Source organism: Paenibacillus sp. VTT E-133280 (assembly GCF_002264385.1).
Lineage (GTDB): Bacteria > Bacillota > Bacilli > Paenibacillales > Paenibacillaceae > Paenibacillus_AQ > Paenibacillus_AQ nitricinens.
On the sequence record NZ_NFUX01000032.1, the window covers coordinates 15,037 to 38,377 of the forward strand.

The 23,341-nt window shown below is 46.1% G+C and carries 24 protein-coding genes and 1 riboswitch; all 24 genes read left to right on the forward strand.

All coding sequences use genetic code 11. The features are described from left to right. The first annotated feature begins 37 nt into the window (after positions 1-37). Positions 38-1,390, forward strand: coding sequence for a S41 family peptidase (locus tag CA600_RS15230; RefSeq protein WP_179281634.1), 1,353 nt, complete (start codon positions 38-40; stop codon positions 1,388-1,390). 143 nt (positions 1,391-1,533) lie between these two features. Then, complete coding sequence (gene ychF, locus CA600_RS15235; protein WP_094871113.1) at positions 1,534-2,634, forward strand: redox-regulated ATPase YchF; 1,101 nt, start codon at positions 1,534-1,536, stop codon at positions 2,632-2,634. A 233-nt stretch (positions 2,635-2,867) separates the two neighbouring features. Continuing rightward, on the forward strand, positions 2,868-3,941 hold the full coding sequence (prfA, locus tag CA600_RS15240; protein ID WP_094871115.1) for a peptide chain release factor 1: 1,074 nt from the start codon (positions 2,868-2,870) through the stop codon (positions 3,939-3,941). Beyond that, positions 3,934-4,932 carry a peptide chain release factor N(5)-glutamine methyltransferase gene (gene prmC, locus CA600_RS15245; RefSeq protein ID WP_094871117.1) on the forward strand — a complete coding sequence of 333 codons (999 nt, stop codon included), beginning with the start codon at positions 3,934-3,936 and terminating at the stop codon, positions 4,930-4,932. Before prfA ends, prmC begins: the two co-directional genes overlap by 8 nt. Positions 4,933-5,071: 139 nt before the next feature. After that, positions 5,072-6,256 (forward strand): FtsW/RodA/SpoVE family cell cycle protein, encoded by a 1,185-nt coding sequence (locus CA600_RS15250; RefSeq protein ID WP_094871119.1) that lies wholly within the window; start codon positions 5,072-5,074, stop codon positions 6,254-6,256. 199 nt (positions 6,257-6,455) lie between these two features. Beyond that, positions 6,456-7,640 (forward strand): FtsW/RodA/SpoVE family cell cycle protein, encoded by a 1,185-nt coding sequence (locus tag CA600_RS15255; protein ID WP_094871121.1) that lies wholly within the window; start codon positions 6,456-6,458, stop codon positions 7,638-7,640. Between the two features lie 83 nt (positions 7,641-7,723). Beyond that, entirely contained in the window at positions 7,724-8,479 is a 756-nt protein-coding gene (gene spoIIR / locus CA600_RS15260) for a stage II sporulation protein R (RefSeq protein WP_256989867.1), read from the forward strand. 207 nt (positions 8,480-8,686) lie between these two features. Next, positions 8,687-9,928, forward strand: a complete 1,242-nt coding sequence (locus CA600_RS15265) for an L-threonylcarbamoyladenylate synthase (protein WP_094871175.1) — start codon at positions 8,687-8,689, stop codon at positions 9,926-9,928. A 127-nt stretch (positions 9,929-10,055) separates the two neighbouring features. After that, the gene (locus CA600_RS15270; RefSeq protein ID WP_094871122.1) at positions 10,056-10,628 is read left to right on the forward strand and encodes a manganese efflux pump MntP; all 573 of its coding nucleotides are present in this window, start codon (positions 10,056-10,058) and stop codon (positions 10,626-10,628) included. Between the two features lie 47 nt (positions 10,629-10,675). Continuing rightward, positions 10,676-11,263 carry a low molecular weight protein arginine phosphatase gene (locus CA600_RS15275; protein ID WP_094871124.1) on the forward strand — a complete coding sequence of 196 codons (588 nt, stop codon included), beginning with the start codon at positions 10,676-10,678 and terminating at the stop codon, positions 11,261-11,263. 48 nt (positions 11,264-11,311) lie between these two features. Continuing rightward, positions 11,312-11,394, forward strand: a riboswitch (ZMP/ZTP riboswitch). A gap of 74 nt (positions 11,395-11,468) precedes the next feature. Further along, positions 11,469-12,053 carry a TIGR01440 family protein gene (locus CA600_RS15280; RefSeq protein WP_094871126.1) on the forward strand — a complete coding sequence of 195 codons (585 nt, stop codon included), beginning with the start codon at positions 11,469-11,471 and terminating at the stop codon, positions 12,051-12,053. Between the two features lie 114 nt (positions 12,054-12,167). Next, positions 12,168-13,415 carry a serine hydroxymethyltransferase gene (gene glyA, locus CA600_RS15285; RefSeq protein ID WP_094871129.1) on the forward strand — a complete coding sequence of 416 codons (1,248 nt, stop codon included), beginning with the start codon at positions 12,168-12,170 and terminating at the stop codon, positions 13,413-13,415. A gap of 422 nt (positions 13,416-13,837) precedes the next feature. Then, complete coding sequence (gene upp / locus CA600_RS15290) at positions 13,838-14,467, forward strand: uracil phosphoribosyltransferase (protein ID WP_094871130.1); 630 nt, start codon at positions 13,838-13,840, stop codon at positions 14,465-14,467. A 59-nt stretch (positions 14,468-14,526) separates the two neighbouring features. Beyond that, positions 14,527-15,687, forward strand: a complete 1,161-nt coding sequence (gene wecB, locus CA600_RS15295) for a non-hydrolyzing UDP-N-acetylglucosamine 2-epimerase (protein ID WP_094871132.1) — start codon at positions 14,527-14,529, stop codon at positions 15,685-15,687. Between the two features lie 178 nt (positions 15,688-15,865). Beyond that, the gene (locus CA600_RS15300; RefSeq protein ID WP_042192476.1) at positions 15,866-16,099 is read left to right on the forward strand and encodes an AtpZ/AtpI family protein; all 234 of its coding nucleotides are present in this window, start codon (positions 15,866-15,868) and stop codon (positions 16,097-16,099) included. Further along, entirely contained in the window at positions 16,092-16,469 is a 378-nt protein-coding gene (locus CA600_RS15305; RefSeq protein ID WP_094871134.1) for an ATP synthase subunit I, read from the forward strand. Before CA600_RS15300 ends, CA600_RS15305 begins: the two co-directional genes overlap by 8 nt. A gap of 29 nt (positions 16,470-16,498) precedes the next feature. Next, complete coding sequence (gene atpB / locus CA600_RS15310) at positions 16,499-17,266, forward strand: F0F1 ATP synthase subunit A (RefSeq protein ID WP_042131372.1); 768 nt, start codon at positions 16,499-16,501, stop codon at positions 17,264-17,266. 104 nt (positions 17,267-17,370) lie between these two features. Beyond that, positions 17,371-17,583 carry a F0F1 ATP synthase subunit C gene (gene atpE / locus CA600_RS15315; protein ID WP_039877624.1) on the forward strand — a complete coding sequence of 71 codons (213 nt, stop codon included), beginning with the start codon at positions 17,371-17,373 and terminating at the stop codon, positions 17,581-17,583. Between the two features lie 97 nt (positions 17,584-17,680). After that, positions 17,681-18,169, forward strand: a complete 489-nt coding sequence (gene atpF, locus CA600_RS15320) for a F0F1 ATP synthase subunit B (protein ID WP_094871136.1) — start codon at positions 17,681-17,683, stop codon at positions 18,167-18,169. After that, positions 18,166-18,717, forward strand: a complete 552-nt coding sequence (locus CA600_RS15325) for a F0F1 ATP synthase subunit delta (protein ID WP_094871138.1) — start codon at positions 18,166-18,168, stop codon at positions 18,715-18,717. Before atpF ends, CA600_RS15325 begins: the two co-directional genes overlap by 4 nt. 11 nt (positions 18,718-18,728) lie before the next feature. Continuing rightward, entirely contained in the window at positions 18,729-20,240 is a 1,512-nt protein-coding gene (gene atpA, locus CA600_RS15330; protein WP_042131369.1) for a F0F1 ATP synthase subunit alpha, read from the forward strand. Between the two features lie 153 nt (positions 20,241-20,393). Further along, a complete protein-coding gene (gene atpG, locus CA600_RS15335; protein ID WP_094871140.1) occupies positions 20,394-21,263 on the forward strand; it encodes an ATP synthase F1 subunit gamma in 870 nt (289 codons plus the stop codon). A 135-nt stretch (positions 21,264-21,398) separates the two neighbouring features. Beyond that, positions 21,399-22,799, forward strand: a complete 1,401-nt coding sequence (gene atpD / locus CA600_RS15340; protein WP_042192466.1) for a F0F1 ATP synthase subunit beta — start codon at positions 21,399-21,401, stop codon at positions 22,797-22,799. 103 nt (positions 22,800-22,902) lie between these two features. Beyond that, positions 22,903-23,319, forward strand: coding sequence for a F0F1 ATP synthase subunit epsilon (locus CA600_RS15345; RefSeq protein WP_042131365.1), 417 nt, complete (start codon positions 22,903-22,905; stop codon positions 23,317-23,319). Positions 23,320-23,341 lie beyond the last annotated feature (22 nt).

The following is a 23,341-nucleotide window of genomic DNA, read 5'->3' on the forward strand; positions in this document are numbered from 1 at the left end:
GGATTCGGTGATATGGAATATTAGAAGGGGGATTAAGGTGAGACCAAGGTTTGTATTGTCGGTGGTTATATCTGCGACTGCAATACTGTTAATGGTTAGTTGTAACAGTGGAGATTTGCCAGGGAGAAAGCAATTGGAGTCTGAGCAAGTTCAGGCAAGTCCGAATGCGCCGGTAGTCTCTTCAAAGGTAGCGGAAAAACTGCCTGAAGCAGCGGTGTCTCCATTGACAGTGAAGCAGAGACTAGAAGACTTTGATTACATGTGGAAGATTATTGAGGAGAATTATCCTTTCCTAGAGGTGAATAAGCGTCTGAACGGAGAGGATTGGCTTGCAAATAAAGAAGAGTACCGTAATAAAATTGCAGCCACAAAGACGGATGATGAATTTTTGAGACGAATGAGATTCGTCCTTAGCAGGTTAAATAATGGGCATACGAATTTTATTTCTAAGGAAGAATACCCTTGGTATCTAAATATCTATGTTCAGTTAGGTTTTGGTTATGAGCCTTGGATCAACGTGTTTCAGCAGCCTAATGTATTGGCACGTTATAACCAGAAATCTTTAGCGGAGCAGCAAAACTCTAATGACATCGTTAACGATATGAATAGTGGTGCGGCAGGGAGTCAAGCAGGAGAGACTTCCGGAAATATAAAAAAGGTCATTTTAGAGCCTGATCAAATAGCGTATCTAGGTCTGCGAAGCTTTGACGGCAGATTTATGGAGATGGACAGTTCAGAAATTCATGATTTTCTGGTAGAAGTAAAAGATTATAAAACATTAATTCTAGATATCCGTGGAAATGGCGGAGGAAACAGTAATTACTGGAGAGTTCATATTGCTCCTCTGCTGATTAATAAACCTATCGAATACAATACATACTTACTTTATACAAGAGGCAGATATGCTGAGACCTTTATGCAGGCACGTCAGATCACAAAGGGGCAACAACCTATTTCCGGCATCAAAGACGAGCAACTGCCCAATCTGCCAGCTGAAGCTTTAAAGATGTTTAAAACTTATAGAAAAATAGCTGATGTAGTAACTCCTAATCATTATGTTGGATTTAAAGGGAAAATCTATTTGCTGGTAGACAGCTCTGTGTATTCAGCATCGGAAGGTTTTGCAGCATTTGCAAAAGGCACCGGGTTTGCAACGGTTGTAGGTGGCAGAACAGGTGGGGATGGACTAGGGATAGATCCGCTTGTCGTTGCATTGCCTAATAGCGGTTTTGTGTTCAGATTTTCCTTTGAGATGGGTCTGAACTCTGATGGAAGCTGTAACGAGGAAGTGAAGACGGTCCCTGATGTGGAAGTTGATCCAGATACTTCTAAGCCCCTATTGGATCAGCCGGCGGTGCAAAAGGTATTGCAACTTGCCAAATCCCATTGAAATGGACGCGCTTGGATAAGGCTGGATTGACACATCTGTAAGACATCCGGTGTTGCTGGAGAATATGTTCTAATATATAATGGTTTAGATCGTATTACTTATTCGGATGATCAATTTAGCTGAAAATAGGAGTTGTCATATAAATGGCTTTGAAAGCTGGAATCGTCGGTCTTCCTAACGTAGGAAAATCCACATTGTTTAATGCAATAACGCAAGCGGGAGCAGAATCCGCAAACTACCCTTTTTGCACGATTGATCCTAACGTTGGTGTCGTTGAAGTTCCGGACGAACGTCTTGATAAACTGACTGAGCTGGTACAACCTAACAAGACTGTACCTACTGCTTTTGAATTCGTTGATATCGCTGGCCTTGTGCGCGGTGCAAGTAAAGGTGAGGGATTAGGCAACAAGTTCCTAGCTCATATTCGTGAAGTGGATGCTATCGTTCATGTCGTTCGCTGCTTTGAAGATGAGAACGTTACCCACGTGGATGGAAAAGTAAATCCGATCAGCGACATTCAGACCATTAATTTGGAACTGATTCTTGCTGACATTGAGAGCATTGAGAAGCGGATTGAGCGTTCCCGTAAGAACATCAAAGGCGGCGACAAGAAATACGCTCAAGAAGTTGAACTGCTAGAACGTGTCAAAGAAGTGCTCTACGAAGATAAGCCTGCACGTAGTATAGAATTGTCCGATGACGAGAAGCTTATTATCCGTGATCTTCACTTGTTAACATTGAAGCCAGTGCTGTATGCGGCGAATGTAAGTGAAGAAGAAGTAGCAAGTGCTGAGAATAATCCTTATGTGCAGCAAGTGCGTGAATTTGCAGCAACTGAAGGTGCTGAAGTTGTTCCGATCAGCGCTAAAGTAGAAGCTGAAATTGCCGAGCTTGAGGGCGAAGATAAAGCGATGTTCCTAGAAGAACTTGGGCTAGAAGAATCTGGCCTGAACCGTTTGATCAAAGCGGCTTACAAGCTGCTAGGCTTGTATACGTATTTCACGGCAGGCGTTCAAGAAGTTCGTGCGTGGACCATTCGTAAGGGGACTAAAGCACCCGGCGCTGCTGGTGTAATTCACACAGATTTTGAACGTGGATTTATCCGTGCTGAGGTAGTGGCTTACGCAGATCTTGTGGCAGCGGGTTCTATGAATGGTGCGAAAGAGCGTGGTCAATTGCGTCTAGAAGGTAAAGAATATTTGGTGCAGGACGGCGACGTTATGCATTTCCGTTTCAACGTTTAAGAGGACTAAAGTTTACCAAGAATAAGAGGATCATCTCAGTCGGTAGAGGATATCTACTACTGGGATGGTCTTTTTTAAAATATAAGTCATTTATTAAGGTGTTTTCGCGTACCGAACTGTAGCCATTTCACAATATCTTTGGTATAATATAAAGTCGTATATCTAATTTTATGACATGTGTTTTAATGTCTTTATTTGCGAATTTGAAATTGAACTAGGAGAGGTGAATTCCCTTGTTGGACCGATTGCAATCCCTGGCGGACCGCTATGAGAAGCTCAGTGAACTGCTTTGTGATCCGGATGTTGCAAACGACAGTAAGAAACTGAGGGATTATTCCAAAGAACAATCAGACCTACAGCCTGCATTTGAGGCGTATACTGAATATAAGAATGTAATGGAAGAGCTTGAAGCTGCTAAGCAAATGCAAGGCGAAAAGCTTGATGATGAGATGAAGGAAATGGTCAAGACGGAAATTGACGACCTTTCCAAACGTCAGGTAGAGCTGGAAGAGCAAATCCGAGTATTACTGCTGCCTAAAGACCCAAATGATGATAAGAACGTAATCGTCGAAATTCGTGGTGCAGCGGGCGGAGATGAAGCAGCATTGTTTGCTTCCGATCTTTACCGGATGTACACCCGGTTTGCAGATTCACAAGGCTGGCGCGTGGAGTTAATGGATGTCAACGCGAGTGACCTTGGTGGATTTAAAGAGGTAATCTTCCTTATTAACGGCCGCGGTGCATACAGTAAGCTGAAATATGAAAGTGGTGCGCATCGCGTACAACGTATCCCAGCGACTGAATCCGGTGGACGTATTCATACCTCTACTTCTACCGTATCGGTGATGCCGGAAGCTGAGGCATTTGAGATTGAAATCCATGATAAAGATATTCGTGTGGATACCTTCTGTTCAAGTGGTGCAGGCGGACAGTCTGTAAATACAACCAAATCTGCAGTACGTGTAACCCATGTACCTACAGGCATCGTTGCTACCTGTCAGGATGGTAAGTCACAGAACTCCAATAAGGATAAAGCGTTACAAGTTCTTCGTGCCCGTATTTCTGATATGAAACGGCAGGAAGAAGAAGCGAAGTATGCTGGTGAACGGAAGAGCAAAGTAGGTACGGGTGATCGTAGTGAGCGTATTCGGACGTATAACTTCCCGCAGAGCCGGGTTACAGATCATCGTATTGGCTTGACACTGCATCGTTTGGAGCAGGTTATGAACGGAGAAATCACTGAAATTATTTCGGCTCTTTCAATTGCTGAACAAGCTGATTTGATGGATAGTATGGACAATGGATAATAATGCTTTGAACGATGGCGTATTTGTCATGTCGGAAGTGAAAAGCATCCGGGAAGCCTTTGCGGAGGCTTCTTCTTTTTTGAGCCAGAGCGGTTGTAATGAACCGCAGCGTAGTGCGCAATTACTGCTTGAGCATGTGCTTGGCTTGTCCGGGGCAGCGTATTATATGGCGCTGGCGGATTCTTTTCCGGCTGCGGTCAAGGAAAAGTGGGAGGCGGGAGTTACCCGCCGGAGTGAGGGTGAGCCGGTGCAATATATCATCGGCGAGCAAGAGTTCTACGGGCGTCCCTTTGAAGTGACGCCGGATGTGCTTATTCCACGGCCGGAGACGGAGCTGCTCGTCGAGGCGATTTTGCGGTACGGCGCGGAGCTCTGGCCGGACGGTACGGTTGCGCCGAGTGAACTGGCGCAGGAAGAAGGCGCTGCTTCGTTAGCAGCAGCGCAAGATCGTGCGGGCGGCGCGGAAAGTGGACGCGCCGTACGGCCGCTGACCGCCGTCGATATCGGCGCCGGCAGCGGAGCGATCTCCGTCACGCTGGCGGCGGAAGCGCCGGCGTGGCGGGTCTGCGCCGGCGACATTTCGCCGGCGGCCCTAGCTGTGGCGAAGCGCAATGCGATGCGCTCAGGCACAGCCGTGGACTTTCGGCTCGGCGATCTGCTCGAGCCGTTCGCGGGGATGGAGACGGAAATTCTCGTCTCCAACCCGCCGTACATTCCCGGCGAGGATATCGCCGGGCTGCAGCGTGAGGTGCGCGACCATGAGCCGCGCACTGCGCTGGATGGCGGAGCGGACGGGCTGGACCCGTACCGCCGCATGATGGAGCAGTTGGCGCTGCTCCCGGCACCGCCGCGCCTGATTGGCTTTGAACTCGGCTTCGGGCAAGCCAAGCAAGTGGCCGCGCTACTTGAAGCGGCGGGCTATTGGAAAGAGATCATTACCATTAATGATCTTGCTGGAATTCCGCGTCATGTGCTGGGTATAGCGCGATAATACTGCATTCTTGCAGGGGGTTCATATGTTCGAGAGAGTGAAATTTGTATTTTCGATCTGACTTCCTTTACAATAGAATTTAACAGGATTTCTTGGCGGGTCATAAGGAAATTCCAGATATAGAGTAGGGAGGCAGGGCATGCTTCAGAAGATTAAAAAGATTGATGGTGCTATTGTAATCGTTCTATTATTACTCATGGTTGTTAGCATCCTTGCCATCTACAGTGTTACTCATGGTAGAGATAAGCTGGATGGACATCATATTCGTATGATGATGTATTATGCTATTGGTTTTGTGGCTTTTATTGGAATGACCTTTTTAGATTACAGAATTTTAGTGAAATATGCGATATATATTTATTTGTTTGGGATAGGGATGCTGGTGCTCGTCAGCTTTTTAGGTGAGACCAAGAATAATGCCCAAGGCTGGTTGTCCCTCCCTGGAGGACTGAGCCTTCAGCCTGCCGAGCTATTCAAGCTAATATTGATTCTATTTCTGGCAGCGATGCTTGTTCGTAAGAATAAAAGTAAACTCTTGTTTTGGCGGGATGTTGTGCCGCTCGGCCTCTTAACCTTATTTCCGTTTCTTATTGTGCTTACACAGAATGACCTTGGGAATGCCTTGTCTTACATTGTGATTCTTGCAGGTCTGTTGTGGATTGGCAATATTAAATACACGCATGCTTTAATCGGGCTGGTAATCGTGGCTAGCTCCGCGATTGCGGGGATTATGAGTTATATCCATTATCACGACCAAATTAAAACCTTTCTTACGGATATTGGACGATCTCACTGGATTGAACGTTTTGATCCGTGGCTTGTTCCCGAAAAGGCAACAGAAAAGGCTAAGTATCATACCACCAATGCTAGAATTGCTATTGCCTCTGGAGGAATGAGTGGTGATGGCTATATGAAAGGCGATTCCGTTCAAACAAATCGTGTGCCATATACCTACTCGGACTCCATTTTCGTGCAAATTGCCGAGGAATTCGGTTTTGTGGGGGCGGCACTGCTGCTGTTGCTGTACTTTATCCTCATTCACCGAATGATTCTGATTGCGTTGGAGTGTAAGGACAGGGCCGGGCCGTTCCTGATTGTCGGAATTGTCGCCATGATGCTATATCAGATTTTTGAGAATATTGGCGCGTTTATTGGTTTGATGCCTTTGACAGGTATCACGTTGCCTTTCATCAGCTTCGGAGGTACCTCTCTGCTTATCAACATGGCCAGTATTGGACTGGTAATGAGTGTGCGTCTGCATGGGCAAGATGTAGAGGAAGATTTACCTAAGCCTACTCCTTATGCAGCCGCCAAACAGGTTTAATCACTAAATCACAATATAACCGTCAGAAACTCATCTTTTAAGGATGGGAACTGGCGGTTTTTTATTTTGGGAAGTGAATCTCTGATATCGGATGTATTACATAAATTTGGAATTGCGGCCTTGAATGCTCTACAATAGAAAGGAGAGACTTTCCTCAGGTGAGGATGGTTGGAACCTTAATAGAGTAGGGAGTTTGCGTATGCTTGAAAAGCTCAAGAAGATCGATAGCGTGATTCTTATTGTTCTAGTTATGCTCATGGTCATTAGTATTCTTTCGATATACAGCGTGACTAATGGTAGATTAGTTCAGAAGCTAGATGGGTTCCATCTACAAATGCTTAAATACTACATTGTAGGGTTTGTAGCGTTTTTTGTGCTTACCTTCGTGGACTATAGGATATTTGTTAAATATGCTCTTTATATTTATATCTTCGGTATTGGTCTGCTAGTGTCGGTTAGTTTTTTTGGAAAGGTAAAGAACGGTGCGCAATTAGGGCTAGAGATAGGTGGACTTAGCTTTCAACCTGCGGAGCTTTTTAAGTTGATATTGATTCTTTTACTCGCGTCCATACTGGTCCGTAAACAAGGAGCCACGCTAACCTTCTGGAAGGGAGTCGTCCCACTGGCGCTTCTTACATTGCTCCCCTTTACGATAGTTATTGTACAGAATGATCTGGGAAATGCGCTAAGCTACATCGTAATATTAATCGGTCTTCTATGGATCGGGAATATCAAAATTTCACATGCACTCATCGGATTACTAATCGTTGGCGGATTGGGTCTTGCAGGAATTCTGAGCTATATTCACTATCATGATGAAGCGGTATATTTCTTTGAGGAGACCCTTGGCAGGAAGCATTTAGTGGATCGTTTTGATCCTTGGCTCGTACCTGATTTGGCGTCAGATGATGCAAGCTATCACACGAAAAATGCTAAAGTGGCTATTGCCTCCGGAGGGATGAACGGCGAGGGGTACATGCAAGGAAGCTCTGTGCAGAGTAACCGTGTTCCATATACGTATTCGGATGCCATATTCGTGCAGGTTGCAGAGGAGTTTGGATTCGTAGGTTCAGCGCTGCTGCTGCTGCTGTTCTTTATTTTGCTCCATCGGATGATACTGATTGCTCTAGAGAGTAGGGAGCGCAGCGGTCCGTTTTTAATTATTGGAATTACAGCTATGCTGCTATATCAAATCTTAGAGAATATTGGAGCTTTTATCGGCCTAATGCCGCTTACTGGAATTACACTTCCGTTCATCAGTTATGGAGGCACATCACTTTTAATCAATATGGCCTGCATGGGGATTGTGATGAGTGTGCATCTATATGGACGGGGTGTTGAGGATGATTTGCAATTGCCTAACGCGATTCCCATGAAGTTATAGATTTAATAGATTCATAGGTTTGTAGTCTCTCATCTCTGGACATACTACTAGCATGAGTGTTAAGAGGAGAGGGGCTGCTACAAATGAACGATAATCATATGGATAAAAGAGATTCCTTACGTGTAACTTTTAAGTATACTGCCATTTTAATTTGTTTTTTCATGATCGTTATCATGGCCTGGGAAGGTCAAAAAACCGATGCAGCGGTAGCCGAAGTAACGATTCCACAGGATTCTATCCGGCTGCGTATTTTGGCGAATTCGGATGGAACGCAGGATCAGTTAGTGAAGCGGCAGATCCGCGATACAATCGTGGAGCAAATGAACCAGTGGGTAACTGCACTTGAGGACCCGCAGAGCTTAGAGCAGGCACGCGCTTTAATTAGAACTCATCTACCAGAGCTAAATGCATTGGTTGGATCGGAGCTGGAGAAAAGAGGCATTCAGTATTCCTATAACGTGGAGCTCGGTGTAGTTCCTTTTCCGACTAAATTATACGGTGGTACGGTCTACCCTGCCGGAGAGTACGAGGCTGTGCGGGTTACACTGGGTGAAGGCAAGGGACAAAATTGGTGGTGTGTACTGTTTCCGCCACTATGCTTTATCGATGCGGGTTCCGGAGATGCGGCAGCACCTGCTGCTAACAAAGCGGTGAAGACGGTTTCGGCTGCCGGGGCAGAGAGTGGAGCTAAGGCACAACCAGCAGTAGGGACAGCTGTACAAGCAGATTCTTCGGCAAAGGATGCTGCGGCAGCAGATTCCGCAGAGCCAGAGGTACGGTTCTTCGTTTGGGAACTGCTGCAAAACCTTTGGAACTGGATTAGCGGATTATGGTCGTAATGCTGATGCTAGCCCTTTGGTTTTGTGGAAATGGTCTATAGTTTTGAACCTAGATATGTTACTATTTCATAAGCAGATCGACTGCGGCGCCTTCATTGGGGCCGCTTTTTGGTAAGATCAGAGTTAATGAATATCCAGAGTATTTATCCTAAGATTGCAAGAAAAGCTATTGTTCAATATATATCCTGTAGAAAGCCTGTGATGAGAATGAATGAACCACATGACCCTTTATTCGCCGTTCAACGGCGGAGTGGGAATAGGAATAAGACTGTATATTGGGAACTGGATTTGTTGGAAGATGCAGCTTCGGATTCCGTTGTACTTCAGCCTAATGAGGAGAATAAGTTAGCCATCGTGGAGGCGGCAACCATGCTTCGTGAAGGTGGAGCGGTCGCTTTTCCGACCGAAACGGTCTATGGACTTGGTGCGGATGCACGGAATACTGCGGCAGTTGAGGCTGTTTTTGCGGCAAAAGGGCGACCGTCTGATAATCCTCTAATCGTTCATATTGCCGATTCAGGAGCTTTGGACGAGCTGGTTACAGAAGTGCATCCTACGGCTGCGGTATTGATGGATGCTTATTGGCCTGGACCACTGACAGTCGTGCTTCCTGTTCGTGAGGGTGTTTTGTCACCCTGTGTGACGGCAGGGCTGGACACGGTAGGTGTGCGTATGCCTGACCATCCGGTAGCTTTGGCGCTGATCAGTGCAGCGGGCTGTCCCGTTGCGGCACCTAGTGCTAACCGTTCAGGTCGTCCGAGTCCGACTTTAGCTTCACATGTGATGGAAGACTTGGCCGGATACATTGACGGTGTACTTGATGGCGGCGCCGCTGGAGTCGGACTGGAGTCAACTGTGGTTCAGGTGCAACCTGATGGAAAGGTTGCCGTGCTGCGCCCTGGTGGGATTACTACGGAGCAGTTAGCTGCTGTAGTGGGGGCAGAAGCCGTTGCTGCTGAGCCAGCTGTGGTTAAAGAATCCGGAACTTCCGCAGCAGCGGAAGCTCCAGCGGCCAATGAACCGGGGGTGTACCACGGTGCAGAAGCTGTTTCCGACAGCTCGGCGCCACGCGCGCCGGGCATGAAGTACACGCACTACGCGCCGCGCGGCTGGCTCGGTGTGGTGAGCGGATCTTCTCCGCAACGTGTTGCGGATGAAGCCGCGAGTCTACTTCAGGCGGCGCAGCTGAGCGGCGAGGTAACGGGCTTGCTCCTCTTCGAGGAGCATAAGTCCCTTTATCCCGCCGCCCCTGCCGCCTGTGTCCTTTCCCTCGGCTCGTTATCCTCGCCGGAGGAAGGGGCACGCTCCCTGTATGCCGCGCTGAGGCGCTTCGATGAAGCGGGAGCGACATACATCTTGGCCGAGGCTTGTCCGTATACAGGCCTCGGCGCTGCCATTATGAACCGGCTTATGAAGGCAGCCGGTGGTTCTGTCATTGACGCCGGATAGCCACGGCGCCCCTTCTTTACAGCTTTAACACCGGTTCTTCAAATTTGGAATCTCCTATGAAGTCATGATTACCCCCTTGTCCGCATATCGTTGTTGTACAAGATATTTCGGACTTGGGGGGTTAAGCATGGGCATAGGAGATGTATATGCCGGTTGGGGGCAGACGGTTACGATTGCTATAATGGCGATTGCATTAGGGATGGATGCATTTTCCCTCGGTGTAGGCATTGGGATGAAAGGGATTCGTCTGTTGCACATTCTACAAATGAGTGTGCTCATTGCTTTTTTTCATATGCTGATGCCTCTTCTGGGTTTATTAACGGGAAGTTATGTCGGACATTTGCTAGGTCAAGTAACGACTTATGCCGCCGGAGGGCTGCTTGTGCTGTTAGGCGGACATATGGTGTATAACTCCTTTCGTCCGGAAGTGGTAGGTACGCGAGCTATGAATCACCGAACCTTATGGGGAATGCTGCTTCTTTCACTCAGTGTTAGTGTAGATTCATTTTCTGTTGGGGTATCCTTAGGGATGTTTGTGAATGGTGTGCTTCTGACCATACTGGCTTTTGGTGTCTGTGGAGGTCTAATGTCCATTGTCGGCTTACTTCTTGGGCGGCATGTCAGTCGTGGACTCGGGGAATATGGAGAAGCGCTGGGCGGGGCTATTTTATTAGGGTTTGGCTTGTTATTCATCTTTTGATACAATAACGGCATTACCATATTTTAATTTCATGGGGGTGCAAAAGCATGCTGCATATTTTATTCGTCTGCACCGGTAATACATGCCGTAGTCCTATGGCTGAGGGGCTTTTACGAAAGCTCGCGAAGGAACGTGGAATCGACCTGGAAGTGCGGTCTGCAGGTGTATCTGCCATTTCTGGTACTTCTATATCGAGACATGCTGCAGCTATTTTGCAGGAAGAAGGCATTCATGATCATTTAGAGTCGTCGCAATTAACGGGGCAATCCGTTGCATGGGCCGATCTTGTGCTTACCTTGACCAGTGGACATAAGCAGCATTTGCTGCAGTATTTTCCGGATGCCGTATCGAAAACATATACATTGAAGGAATATGTGCATAATGAAGAAGCTGTGACTGAGGATATTAAAGAATTGGACAGCCTATACGCGGATGCTGAGTTAAGCATAGCTCTAGGTGGTGAACCGAGCGCAACAGATCTACAACGAATGATTGAAATCCGCCAGCGTATCCCAAGCTTTGATATTTCTGATCCATTCGGGGGTACGCGTGAAGATTATGAGCTTACTGCTGCAGAGATTCGCACTTCGTTGTTTAGTTTATTAGATAAACTGGAATCCTTACGCCATTTGTAAATGGTTGATTTTCAGTCCGCTTTGCTTTAAGATGAAGTTACAACTAATCGGTTCCGATGTAACTGGCGACAAATGTGGATCAAACCACGATGGAGCATCGGAATAAACGGCCGGTCGCCTGGGCAAAAGAGCAAATCCGCAGCTACCTGCGGACTGCTCTTTTTTGTTTAAATGAAGCTTGTTTGAAGCTTGAGGAGGTAGGGTGATGGACAAAGTTGTGGAGTTATCTTTAACTGAAGCTACTGTCACTGTGTTAAGGGAGCTGGCGGAAGCTGGTAACCTCGGATCTGGTAAAATTGTTGTCCTTGGAGTTAGTACAAGTGAGGTTGCTGGTGTCCGGATTGGAACCGGTGGTGCGCTTGAAGTGGCACAGCAGCTGCTTGAAGGGGCTCGTTTGGTCGCAGCGGAAAAAGGATTTCATCTCGTTTATCAGTGCTGCGAGCATCTGAATCGTGCGCTTGTAATGGAACGCTCTTTGCTAGAGTCACTTGGGTTAAATGAAGTTTCAGCTGTACCTATACCAGGTGCAGGCGGTTCGATGGCTGCGGCTGCCTATCACGCTATGAAAGATCCTGTTTTGGCGGAAACGATTGATGCTCATGCTGGTCTAGACATTGGTGAAACGCTGATAGGAATGCATTTAAGACGGGTAGCTGTTCCTTTTCGTCCGTCTCTAAGATACATTGGAGCAGCCAGAGTGAATGCGGCATGGACCAGACCTCCACTTATTGGCGGTGAACGTGCGGTATATCGCGCCCCAGAACAAAGCGGCTCACAGGTTTGCGATTAATGAACTTTATTTTTATATTTTTTGCAGAAACATTGACCTTAGCTTCTGTCTAGCAGGTAAATCGTTTCTACTTAAATACAACATATCTACACACACTAGGGAGGAAATAAGAACATGGAACAATTACGTAAGAGTGACCCGGCAGTACTGGAAGCGATGGAATTGGAACTGAAACGTCAGCGTGCCAACATTGAGCTTATTGCCTCAGAGAATATCGTTAGCGAAGCCGTAATGGAAGCTATGGGCTCGGTGCTTACGAACAAATATGCTGAAGGCTATCCAGGCAAACGTTATTATGGTGGTTGTGAAGATGTTGATATCGTTGAGAATCTGGCACGCGATCGTGCAAAAGAATTGTTCGGTGCGGAGCATGTTAACGTACAACCGCATTCCGGAGCACAAGCGAATATGGCTGTTTATTTGGCGGCGCTCAAGCCGGGCGACACGGTTCTTGGTATGAACTTGGCACATGGCGGACATTTAACACATGGTAGTCCAGTCAATGCTTCCGGTTTGCTATATAACTTTGTTGCTTATGGTGTGCAAGAAGATACTTTCCTTATTGATTACGACGAAGTGCGCAAAGCAGCGTTCAAACATCGTCCTAAAATGATTGTTGCTGGTGCGAGTGCGTACCCGCGTATTATTGATTTCGAAAAACTTGGTGCTATCGCCAATGATGTCGGTGCTTTGTTTATGGTAGATATGGCCCATATCGCAGGTCTTGTTGCTGCTGGCCTTCACCCAAGCCCGGTTCCTCATGCTCATTTCGTTACAACTACTACACATAAGACTTTACGCGGCCCTCGCGGCGGTATGATTATGTGCAGACAGCCATGGGCCGCTGCTATCGATAAAGCCGTATTCCCTGGTTCCCAAGGCGGACCATTGATGCATGTGATTGCGTCAAAAGCAGTGGCGCTCGGCGAAGCTTTGCTTCCATCCTTTAAGACTTATGCTGAGAATGTAGTGAAAAATGCCAATGTTCTCGCGGAAACGCTAATCAGCGAAGGGATTAACATTGTATCCGGAGGCACAGATAACCACCTGATGTTGCTGGATACGCGTAACCTGAACATTACCGGAAAAGATGCGGAAAAAGTACTAGATTCCATTGGAATCACTGTGAATAAAAACGCAATTCCATTTGATCCTACAAGTCCTTTCGTAACAAGTGGTATTCGTATTGGTACACCTGCAGTTACTTCCCGTGGTATGGACGAGCAAGCAATGGTGGTTATTGGCCGTATTATTGCTAATGTTCTGAAGAATCCGAAGGATGAAGCGAAATTGGCTGAGGCAGCTCGTCAAGTTGCTGATTTGACGGACCAGTACCCGCTTTATCCAGAACTGAAATACTAGTTCTTATTTGTATTAATGAATGAGTTCACCTCCATCGAGTCCTGATTTTAGGGTTTGATGGAGGTTTTTTGTTGTTTATTGTTCACATAATTATATAGGGGAATGGATGGAAAACTGATGAAATTGTTTATGAAAGTTCATGAAATTTTCATAAACAATAGTGAAAAGAGTGTGAATAGTATGAAAAACCAAAACTTGCACAACATAATCTAAGTTTTATAAGTGGAAGGTTGCGTATTTCAGCCAATCATTACCTTTCAGGTCAAGGATATACAATAGGAAAGTATTCAATGTAAGTACAAGTGCCTTTCTAGGTGAAATGAAGCGAAGGGAATGCTATAATAGACAGGATTTAGCCACTGAGAAGCAAAAGCGCTTTCTGAGGTTATAGACAAGACTTACAATTACCGGAGGGACATTAAATGGGAAAATTGGTGATTTGCGATCATCCTTTAATTCAACACAAATTAACATTTATTCGCGATGTAAGAACAAACACAAAGGATTTTAGAGAGCATGTTGACGAAGTAGCCACATTGATGGCTTATGAGATTACACGTGATATTCCTCTAGAGACCATTACGGTACAAACGCCGGTCACTGAAACGGAAAGTAAAGTGATTTCGGGAAGAATGCTTGGGCTTATTCCTATTCTTCGTGCGGGTCTAGGGATGCTTGAAGGCGTTCTAAAGCTTCTCCCTGCTGCTAAAGTAGGACATGTTGGCTTGTTCCGTGATCCGGAAACACTTCAACCGGTCGAGTATTACATCAAGCTTCCTACAGATGTACAGGAACGTGAGCTAATCGTAATTGATCCAATGCTAGCTACAGGGGGATCTGCGATTGCTGCTATTACCTCGTTGAAGAAGCGTGGTTGTACACAAATTAAAATGATGAACCTGATTGCAGCTCCAGAGGGTGTCGCTGCAGTTCAAGAAGCTCATCCAGATGTAGATATTTACGTAGCTGCGCTTGATGATCATTTAAATGAGCATGGATATATCGTTCCGGGACTTGGCGACGCTGGGGACCGTTTGTACGGAACTAAGTAAATAGTAATTCGTGATTAGGATACGAAATTTTTGAATTTTTTGATGAGAGGGTAGGGGTTATGTCCAAAATTAAAGTGATGACTATTTTCGGAGTGCGCCCCGAGGCGATCAAGATGGCTCCTCTAGTTCTTGAACTAGAGAAGCATCCTGAGCACATCGAATCCATTGTTTGTGTCACAGCACAGCATAGAGAACTGCTTGATCAAGTGTTAGAAGTGTTTAAAATCACTCCTGATTATGATTTGGATGTGATGAAGGACCGTCAGACACTGAACGAGATTACTATTCGTGTGCTTGAAGGTTTGGAGCCTGTGCTGAGAGAGGTTAAGCCTGATATCGTGCTGGTGCATGGGGATACATTAACGACGTTTCTAGCTAGTTATGCCTCTTTCCTGCAGCAAATTCAGGTTGGGCACGTAGAAGCAGGTCTTCGGACATGGAACAAACTGTCTCCTTATCCTGAGGAAATGAACCGCCAACTAACAGGTGTTTTGGCCGATCTGCATTTCGCTCCAACCGATTGGTCAGCTAGCAATTTGAAACACGAGAACAAAAAAGAATCAAGTATTTATATCACAGGCAACACCGTAACTGATGTGTTTCAATATACCGTACAGCCGGATTACCGGCATCCTGTTTTGGATTTTGCTTCAGGAAAAAGACTTATTTTGATGACTGCTCACCGCAGAGAATCGCAAGGTGAACCGCATCGTAATATCTTCCGAGCTGTCAAAAGAATCGCTGATGAATTCGAAGATGTAGCCATTGTTTATCCTGTGCATCCGAGTCCGGCAGTTAAGGAACCTGCACATGAAATTCTGGGTGGACATCCAAGAATTAAGCTGATTGATCCGCTGGATGTCGTGGATTTGCATAATTTTTATCCGCATACCCACTTGATATTGACCGATTCCGGCGGTTTACAAGAGGAAGCTCCTTCATACGGAGTTCCTGTACTTGTGCTTCGTGATACGACGGAGCGTCCTGAAGGGATAGACGCTGGAACGTTAGAGCTTGTGGGCACGGACGAGGAGAAGGTGTATGAACGGACACATGCTCTTTTGACTGATAATGAGCTCTATCAGTCGATGAGTCGGGCCGCCAACCCGTACGGAGATGGCAAAGCCTCCCAACGAATTGTCAATGCGATTTTGCACCATTTCGGTGTAAATAAGGAACGTCCTGAAGAGTTTCACAGAATGTTCACAAAAAATAAATAATTTCATTTAAAGTAATATCTGATCTGATTAAAATCAACATACAGTCAAACTGTACGGTTTATATGGTTTTGGAACATTTTGCTGTGATTATTTTCATGTTTTCAAGGGTTTTTGGGCAATGTTCAATGAATTGACAAAGACTCCAGAAATTCAGTAAAATTAGTTGGGATTGTAGCCCATGAAAGAACAAAATAGCAGGGACAGCTTGTTACAGACCGCGCTTATCATTGGAAGTGCAGGCACTATACTCGCCGCTTACATTGTTATTGGTTTTTTTGCGGCAAGGTGGCTGAAAGACTTAATGGAGGGTCCGAAATATTGGCTCGCTATTGGCACTATAACCGGAATGATTCTGGGAATTGTGAACGTCGTCCTGTTAATTAAAAAATTTTTGGGGGAGCAGAATGGATAATATGACTCCCATGATCAATACCGTCACTAGAGTTACGCTCGTCCTTATGGCAGGACTCTTAATGGGCTGGGCGCTTCATCATGAGACCAGGGATATTACACTGGGCATGACTCTGGGTCTGGTGGCGGGATTGGTAAACTTTCGTTATCTGGCCGTCAAGGTTCGACGGGTAACGCAGTCGATTGCGAGCAACGAAGGGAATGCCTTCAGCCTCGGTTTTGTTACACGGATTAGCTTCGCAATTTTGGTCACCATGTTCGCGGTCAAGATTGAGCATTTCTCCCTGGTAGCAACTGTTTCGGGCGTGTTCATTCCTCAGCTTCTCGCCATTCCTGCGGGGATATATCTGAGTGTGAAGAACAAACTTTAACCAGATTAAAGAGAAAGGGGGATGATACTATGCATGAGATGCCGAAAATCTTTGTCGGGGGAATACCGATAGATATATCAGCCGTATTGATGCTTCTGATCAGTTGTACAGTAGTATTTGTACTGGTGATGCTTTCGGTTCGTAAGCTTTCGGTTGAGAATCCATCTAAGCTTCAGAATTTTATGGAATGGGTTGTAGAATTTGTTGAAGGTGTCATAAGCAGTGCCATGGACCTGAAGAAAGGAAAACCTTACATATCTTTGGGGCTAACATTGATTCTGTTTATCTTTGTTTCCAACCTTCTTGGATTGCCTTTCTCAGTTGTAACTGAAGCACATGGACCTGTAACCGTGTTTGGCCATGTGATTGAAGCAACCAAGAACTTGGCGCATGGTGATCATGTTGAGATCTTATGGTACAAGTCGCCGACTGCTGACATTAATATCACTGCAGGATTGGCAATTATTGTGTTTATACTGATGAACTTCCTGGGCATCAAGCTCAACGGCAAGCATTATTTCAAACACTATATTGAGCCGTTTCCAATCTTTTTGCCACTGAACATTATCGAGAACTTGGCAAAACCAGTAGCGCTGGCTATTCGTCTATTTGCTAACATTTTTGCCGGAGAAGTACTGATTACAGTCATTTTGAAACTGGGCATTCTCAGTATTCCGTTCCTGGCTGTATGGCAAGGCTTCAGTATTTTCGTCGGGGCACTACAGGCGTTTATCTTTACCATTCTGACGATGGTTTATATCGCACAGATGACGATTCACGAAGAAGAAGCACATTAATGAACTGCTGCGAAGAGAACGGCTATCGTCTGATTTTCTTTCGCGGGAGATATCTTATATCATTAAACACATTATGAACCGAAATTAAAGGAGGATATTTACAAATGGAATTTTTAGCAGCAGCAATAGCGGTTGGATTGGGTGCACTTGGCGCAGGTCTTGGTAACGGTATGATCGTTAGTAGAACAGTTGAGTCTATCGCTCGTCAACCAGAAGCTCGTAACGCGCTTCAAACAACAATGTTTATCGGTGTAGGTATCGTCGAAGTTATTCCGCTCGCAGCAACAGTTATCGCATTCCTGATCATGTTTTCTTAATAAACCGTATTTACGGTTTGGCGGGGACGGCCGATGCCATCCGCGCCTTACTTTTGTATACGTCCGCATGACGCGGTAACGGAAGGGAGTGACCTCAGTGGATATTGTTTGGACAAACATCGTATTTTCAATTGTAGCCTTTGGGATTCTATATTTCTTGCTCAGTAAGTATGCGTTCAGCAAACTGTTCGCAGTTATGGAGAAGCGCCGTGAGCTGGTAATGCAGCAAATGGATGAAGCTGCGAAGACTAGAGAGCAAGCGGTCGCGTATGTGGAAGAGCAGAAGCAAGCGCTGAACAGTGCACGCCAGGAAGCTCAACAGATTATTCAACAATCGCAAATTACTAGCAATCAACAGGTAGAACAAGCTTTGGCTCAAGCCAAAGTTGAAGCTGCACGTGTCAAAGAAGAGGCCGTGCGCGATATCGAGAACGAGAAGAATAAAGCAGTGGAAGAGTTGCGCAGTGAAATTGGAACGGCATCTGTTCGTATTGCTTCTAAACTTCTTAAAAAAGAAGTTAGTGCTAGCAGTGAGCAGGAGCAGCTTGTGAACCAATACCTCAATGAGGTAGGAGGCCGATCATGAGCCGCGATACGGTAGTTGCCAAGCGCTACGCTAAAGCATTGTACAGTGCAGCGGTAGAGAAGGGGATTACCCTTGAAGTAGAAGAAGAGCTCAAGGCAGTGGTCGAAGTATTACATTCTGACCAAGAGGTTAAGCGGTTTATTCTTGCACCGCGCATCTCGGAGTCCGACAAGCTGAAAGTGCTGCGCACAGCACTTCAAGATAAGATCTCTCCTATCGTGATGAACATTGTAGAACTGTTAGTAGAGCGAGGCAGAACCGATATTTTTGCCGAACTGCTGGATACGTATATCAAGATTGAAGGAGACGCTCTTGGCATTGGTGATGCTAAGGTATACTCCGTTTATTCTTTAAGTGAAGAAGAACAAGCGGCTGTAGCTGCAGAATTCGGCCAGCTCGTAAACCGTAAAATCCGGGTTACGAATGTGGTGGATCCAAGCCTGCTGGGAGGACTGAAAGTTTATATCGGCGATACGCTGTATGACGGCAGTCTGTCTAGTAAATTGGAACGTCTCGAGAAATCCTTTAATGATAAGCATAGAAGATAGGGGTGAGGATATTGGGCATCAGACCTGAAGAGATCAGCACTTTGATCAAAAGTCAAATTGAGCAATATAAAGCCGATATCGAAGTTGCCGAAGTGGGCACCGTCATTCAAGTCGGAGACGGTATCGCTCGTGTCTACGGTCTGGAAAACGCAATGGCAGGCGAGTTGCTAGAGTTCTCCAACGGTGTAGTGGGCATGGCGCTCAATCTGGAAGAAAGCAACGTCGGTGTTGTTATTCTAGGTGAGTACAAGGAAATTCGTGAAGGTGATCAAGTAAAACGTACCGGACAAATCATGCAAGTCCCAGTGGGAGAGGCCCTTCTGGGTCGTGTTGTTAACGCACTCGGTATGCCGCTTGACGGTAAAGGCCCAATCCAAACGACGGAATTCCGTCCGGTTGAGAATAACGCTCCTGGTGTTATCGACCGTAAATCGGTTCATGAGCCAATGCAAACTGGCCTTAAAGCGATTGATGCGATGGTACCAATTGGTCGTGGACAACGCGAACTTATCATTGGTGACCGTCAAACAGGTAAGACTGCAATCGCAATCGATGCGATTATCAACCAAAAAGGCAACGGAATGAAATGTATTTATGTTGCCATTGGACAAAAACAATCAACAGTAGCACAGGTTGTAGAAACTCTCCGCCGTCATGGCGCGTTGGAGTATACAATCGTTGTAACTGCTTCGGCTTCCGAGCCATCCCCACTGTTGTACATTGCTCCATACGCAGGTTGCGCAATGGGCGAGTACTTTATGTACAAGGGCGAACACGTACTGATCATTTATGATGACCTTTCAAAACAAGCTTCGGCTTATCGCGAATTGTCCTTGCTGCTTCGTCGTCCACCGGGTCGTGAAGCGTTCCCTGGTGACGTGTTCTACTTGCACTCCCGTCTTTTGGAACGTGCGGCTAAGCTTAGTGATGAGCTTGGTGGTGGTTCATTAACCGCACTTCCGTTCATCGAAACACAAGCATCTGACGTATCGGCTTACATTCCTACGAACGTAATCTCGATTACAGATGGTCAAATCTTCCTTGAATCCGATCTGTTCTACTCTGGTCAGCGTCCGGCGATCAACGTCGGTATCTCCGTTTCCCGTGTAGGGGGCTCCGCTCAGATTAAAGCGATGAAGAAGGTAGCTGGCTCGCTCCGTTTGGATCTTGCCCAATATCGTGAACTTCAAGCTTTCTCACAGTTCGGCTCAGATCTTGATAAATCTACGCTTGCTCGTCTGAATCGCGGAGCACGTATGATGGAAGTTCTGAAACAAGGTGTAAATCAGCCGCTATCTGTTGAGCATCAAGTGCTTAGCTTGTACACAGCTGTAAAAGGATACTTGGATGATATTCCTGTTAAAGACGTAAAACGTTTTGAAAAGGAATTCCTTGCTTACATGGATAGCAGTGCTGCTGAAGTTGCTCAATCCATCAGAGATACCAAGGATTTGACAGCAGATAACGAAGCCGCTCTTAAAGCAGCAATTGATAAATTTAAAAGAGGCTTTGCTACTAGCTAATATAGACCGTACCTAAACGAATCTTACGAAGTGAGCTTTGGCTCTGCCGAAGCTCAGGCTATTACTTATAAAGTTGGCTTTGAATTCGTCAAAGCCAAGAAGATGCTTACGAAGTTAGCTTTGACTTCGTCAAAGCTTTAAGGTGGTGAAATCATGGCAAGAAGCATGCGTGATATTAAACGTCAAATTAAGAGTGTTCAAAACACAAGACAGATCACAAAAGCGATGGAAATGGTAGCCGCCTCCAAGCTGAGAAAAGCTCAGGAGAAGGCTATTGCCGCCCGTCCTTATGCTGAGAAGCTGAAAGAGGTTGTATCGAGCATTGCTGCTGGTACAGAAGGCGTTCAGCATCCCATGCTGGTCAGTCGCCCTGTGAAAAAAACTGGTTATCTTATCGTGACCTCTGATAGAGGGCTTGCGGGAGGGTACAATGCTAATATTTTACGTAAGGTGACGATGCTCATCGCGGAGCGACATAAATCCAAAGATGAATACGCCTTGTTCGTTATCGGTCGTAAAGGCCGTGACTTCTTACGCCGCCGTGAATATCCGATTGTACAGGAAGTTACTGAGCTATCGGATGCGCCGAAGTTTGCTGATATTAAGTCTATCGCTAATTCGGCAGTACAACAGTTTGTAGATGGTACGTATGACGAGTTGTACGTTTGTTACAACCAATTCGTCAATGCGATTACCCAGATCCCAACCGTTGATCGACTGTTGCCTATGGAAGGCGTAGGAAATCATGAGCATCATGAAGCGTCTGCAAATTACGAATATGAACCTTCACCAGAAGGCGTGCTCGAAGTGCTACTTCCGAAATACGCCGAAACTTTGATTTATAGCGCAATTCTGGATGGCAAGGCCAGTGAGCTGGGTGCGAAAATGACAGCGATGGGCAGTGCAACAAAGAACGCGTCGAAAATGATCGGAGAACTTACCCTTACGTACAACCGTGCCCGTCAGGCGGCAATTACGCAGGAAATTACCGAGATCGTGGCCGGAGCGAACGCTCAGTCTTAAAAATCTTAAAATATAAGAAAGTGTAGGTTCTACACTATACAAAACACTTATATTTCTACGAGAAACGGTTGTCATCATTTAAGGTGACAACGTTGTTTCTTCTTGATGTAATAGCTTTCGAGGAGGGAAATGAAGATGAACAAAGGACGCGTTGTAAGCATTATGGGTCCGGTTGTCGATATTGAATTTGAACGCGGCCAGTTGCCCGAGATTTTCAACGCTATCAAAATTGAAACCGTCTTGGACAATGGTCGCCAGATTAACCTAACGCTTGAGGTTTCCAACCACTTGGGAGACAATTTGGTACGTTGTATCGCGATGTCTTCTACAGATGGTCTGGTTCGTGGACTGGATGCGATTGACCAAGGTGGACCTATTTCGGTACCTGTAGGGGAAGCGACATTAGGCCGGGTATTTAACGTACTTGGAAATCCAATTGATAACGCTGGTGAAGTTGTTGCTGAAATTAAGAACCCGATTCACCGTTTGGCTCCGACATTTGATGAATTGTCAACACAAGCCGAAATTCTGGAAACGGGTATTAAAGTTATCGACTTACTTGCACCTTATGCTAAGGGCGGTAAAGTTGGTCTGTTCGGCGGTGCCGGTGTAGGTAAAACCGTAACAATTCAAGAATTGATTAATAACATTGCCCAAGAACACGGTGGTATTTCCGTATTCGCAGGTGTGGGTGAACGTACTCGTGAAGGTAATGACCTTTATCACGAAATGACGGACTCCGGCGTTATTAAGAAAACAGCAATGGTGTTCGGACAAATGAATGAGCCCCCAGGCGCGCGTCTGCGCGTAGCTTTGACTGGTCTTACTATGGCGGAATATTTCCGTGATGTAGAAGGCCGCGATACGCTGCTCTTTATCGATAATATATTCCGCTTTACCCAAGCGGGTTCCGAAGTATCCGCTCTTCTCGGACGTATGCCGTCCGCAGTAGGTTATCAACCAACCCTGGCTACTGAAATGGGTCAGTTGCAAGAGCGTATCACTTCTACCAAAAAAGGCTCCGTTACTTCCATTCAAGCAATTTACGTACCAGCGGATGACTACACTGACCCTGCTCCGGCAACGGCGTTTGCTCACTTGGATGCAACAACTAACCTTGAGCGTAAGATTTCCGAGAAGGGGATTTTCCCAGCAGTTGATCCACTGGCTTCCAGCTCGCGTCTGCTAGCTCCGGAAATTGTTGGTGAAGAGCATTACAATGTGGCACAAGGTGTTAAACAATTGCTGCAACGTTATACCGAACTTCAAGACATCATCGCCATCTTGGGTATGGATGAATTGAGTGAGGATGATAAGGTTATCGTAGCCCGTGCCCGTAAAGTTGAACGGTTCCTGTCACAGCCTTTCCACGTAGCTGAACAGTTTACCGGCTTCAAGGGTAAATACGTGCCAATCAAAGAAACTGTACGTAGCTTTAAGGAAATCCTGGACGGTAAGCATGATGATCTTCCAGAAGCAGCGTTCCTTTTTGTGGGTACAATCGAAGAAGCGGTTGAAAAAGCGAAATCGATGTAACACTGAGCTTAGTGAATGCTTTCGAAGCGAGCTTTACTTCGTAAAGCTAAGTGTATGCTTTCGATGAGAGCTTTACTTCGTAAAGCTTTAAGGAGGAATGGAAGTGAACACCTTTTTGTTGGAAATTGTCACGCCGGAGCATCTCGTCTATTCGAAACAAGTGAATAGCTTGACAGTACGGGGAGTCGAAGGCGAGTTGGGTATTTTGCCGGGACACATTCCGCTTGTGACTCCACTTCAGGTTGCTCCGTTATCCGTCAAATCGGACGGTGTTACGATCTCCATCGCCGTTCATGGCGGTTTCGTTGAAGTGCATAAGGATAAAGTAACAGTGCTGGCCGAAAGTGCCGAGCTGCCAACGGATATTGATGTTGAACGTGCCGAAGCTGCTAGAGAACGCGCTCAGCGCCGTCTCCAGACTCGTAGCAAACAAGATGATATCGATCACCGCCGTGCGGAGTTGGCGCTGCAACGCGCTGTTACACGGATTAAAGTGTCCACTGGTAAAGGACAACAGTAGGATATAAGCGGTCAAGCTCTAA